Source organism: Sandaracinobacteroides sp. (assembly GCF_057137845.1).
The window spans coordinates 1-2,797 of record NZ_DBNHFX010000136.1; the positions used below are offsets into that span (position 1 = coordinate 1).

2 protein-coding genes and 2 pseudogenes are annotated in these 2,797 nt (G+C 63.2%); all 4 read left to right on the forward strand.

The annotated features are described in order from the left end of the window. Nucleotides 1-302, forward strand: a pseudogene (locus AC16JP_RS07905) (DNA topoisomerase IV subunit A); the annotation flags it as partial. 185 nt (nt 303-487) lie between these two features. Further along, a complete protein-coding gene (locus AC16JP_RS07910) occupies nt 488-1,231 on the forward strand; it encodes a hypothetical protein (RefSeq protein ID WP_484340069.1) in 744 nt (247 codons plus the stop codon). A 51-nt stretch (nt 1,232-1,282) separates the two neighbouring features. After that, nucleotides 1,283-2,587 carry a metal-dependent hydrolase family protein gene (locus tag AC16JP_RS07915; RefSeq protein ID WP_484340070.1) on the forward strand — a complete coding sequence of 435 codons (1,305 nt, stop codon included), beginning with the start codon at nt 1,283-1,285 and terminating at the stop codon, nt 2,585-2,587. A gap of 2 nt (nt 2,588-2,589) precedes the next feature. Beyond that, nucleotides 2,590-2,797: pseudogene (locus AC16JP_RS07920) on the forward strand (hypothetical protein); the annotation flags it as partial.

A 2,797-nucleotide genomic window follows, 5' to 3' on the forward strand; every position in this document is an offset into this window, starting at 1 on the left:
GCCAGATCGCCGAAGGTGACGATCATGTCGCCACCATCGGAGAAAACCGCAAACTGCTGGTGTTCCCGCTGACGATGCTGCCGGAAATGACCCGTGGGCAGGGCGTCGCGCTGCAAAAATACAAGGACGGTGGACTTTCCGATGCCATCACACTGAAGCTTGCTGACGGCCTTAGCTGGAAACTGCAGGGAGACAGCGGCCGGACGAGGACGGAAACCGACCTCGCGCCGTGGCTTGGCACACGCGCCGGCGCCGGGCGGCTGCCGCCGCAGGGATTTCCAAAGGACAACCGGTTCCGTTGACCGTCGATCCGCAATCGACACTCGTTTCCCGCTCAATGCCCTTCCGTGCTGGAACATGCATCATCGATTCCGGATTCGGGGAATTGCCGGGCAGGCCCGCCCCGTAAGACGGCGCACGGATTGTCGATATTCCGTCGAAAAGGCAACCGTGCAATAAGCGCATCAAGGAATGGAGGGAAGGCATCATGCCCGCACTGTTTGCCGCCTGCCTTGCTTCGGCGCCGGCTGCTGCCGATAACAACTGGCGCTTCAATGCTGTGCCCTATGTCTGGGCGAGCGGCATGGAAGGCAGGGCATCGCACGACGCCCTGCCCCGGAATATCATCATAAGTGCGCCGCCACGCAAGATTTTGCGCAATCTGGATATTGCCGCAATGGCGGCATTCGAAGGCCGCAAGGGTCGTTGCGGCTTCCTGGTGGATGGCCTCTATGCCAGGCTGTCCTCCGATGCACGGGTGCCGATGGTCGGGCTTCCAGTCTCCCTCGGGTCCACCACATTCACTTTCATGGTGGCGCCGCAATACCGGATCGTCGAGGATTCTGCCGGCTCGCTCGATCTCATCGCCGGGGTGCGTTACTGGTCGATCAAATCCCGGATAAGCTATCAGGCTCCGCCGGGCATGCCGCTGCCGCCTCCCATACCTCCGGCCTATAGTGCCGAGGAACAGGCAAGCTGGGTGGACGCGATGGTTGGTGCCAAGGCCATGGTTCGCCTTACGCCCGCCCTTTCGCTGAACGCCCATGGAATGCTGGGAGCCGGCGGCTCCAGCCTCTCGTCGGATGCACTGGTCGCAGCGGGTGTGAACCTCAACCAGTCCACGTCGCTGCTGGCCGGATACCGCCACATGAGCTACAATTACCGGAAAGACGGCTTCAGCATGAACAACGCCCTGCACGGTCCAGCCTTGGGCCTGAGCATCCGCTTCTGATCGGCTTTTCAGATTTTTTGATACGGAAAAAAACAGAATATGCGCAGAATCATGCTCACCCTGGCTATTTCGACCTTGGCGATGGTGGCATCCCCGGCGGCGGCCGACACATTATTCCGCAACGTGCGCGTGTTCGATGGTACGTCGCCCGACCTTTCGGCGCCTGTAAATGTGCTGGTGCGCGGCAACAGGGTGGCCGCCATCGGCCCCGGTGTTACCGCACCGGGCGCAACCCTGGTGGAAGGACGCGGCCGCACCCTGATGCCCGGCCTGATCGACGTCCATGTGCACCTGACCTTCGGCGCGCTCAGCAATGCGGATCTGATGGCGCCCGACCTGACCCCTGCCAAGGCAGAGGCCGCCGCAGCCGCGAATGCGAAAGCCATGTTGCTGCGCGGCTTCACCGCCGTGCGCGACATGGGCGGGCCGGTGTTCGGGCTGAAGGCCGGGATCGACGCCGGGAAATATGTCGGCCCGCGCATCTGGCCATCGGGCGCCGTTATCAGCCAGACATCAGGGCACGGCGATTTCCGCCTGCCCAGCGAACAGTCCCGCCGCTTTTTCGGCAAGCCTGCGCGCGCGGAGTTGCTGGGCGCCACCTTCATTGCCGACGGGCGAGACGAAGTGCTGACCGCCACGCGCGAAAACCTGCGTTTCGGAGCCAGCCAGATCAAGCTGATGGCCGGCGGCGGATCCTCGTCGGAATATGACCCGATCGACGTGACCCAGTATCTGCCCGAGGAACTGTCGGCGGCCGTGGCCGCCGCCGAGGACTGGGGCACCTATGTCGCGGTGCACGCCTATACGCCGCGCGCGGTCCGCCGGGCGCTGGATGCGGGGGTAAAAAGCATCGAGCACGGGCAGTTGCTGGACGATGCGACCATCCGCTACATCCGCGAAAAGGGCGCTTGGCTTTCATTGCAGAACCTGCCGCCGCCGCTGCCGTCAGACCCGCCCGAGCGCAAGGCCAAGAAGGCCGATGTGGCGGCCGGCTCGGATAAGGCCTGGGCTTCGGCCAAGGCCAATGGCGTGCGGCTGGCATGGGGGACGGACTTCCTTTTCCGCCCCGAGGAAAACAGCCAGCAGAACGCCTTCATCCTGAAACTGACGAAGTGGTTCACCCCGGCGGAAATCCTGAAACTGGTCACGCATGACAATGCGCAACTGCTGGCGCTGTCGGGCCTGCGCGCGCCCTATCAGGGCGAGTTGGGCGTGGTGAAGGAAGGCGCACTGGCCGACCTTATTCTGGTGAACGGCAACCCGATGGCCAACCTGAGGCTGATCGCCGACCCGGAAGCGAATTTCGATGTCATCATGAAGGATGGCGTGTTCCAGAAGGGTGCGCCATCCCGGTAAGAATGTTCCTGCTGCTAGCCGGGCTGCTGGCTACCCCTGCCCTTGCGCAGGCCGTTGCGCCACATGCTCCAGTGGCCGACACACGCCCCTATCCCCTGACGAACACCGAAGTTGTCCGCATTCCGGCAAAGGCACTGGGGCGCGACTATGATTATGTCGTCACGCTGCCGTTCGGATATGCCGCCAACCCGGATCGCAAATACCCGGTGC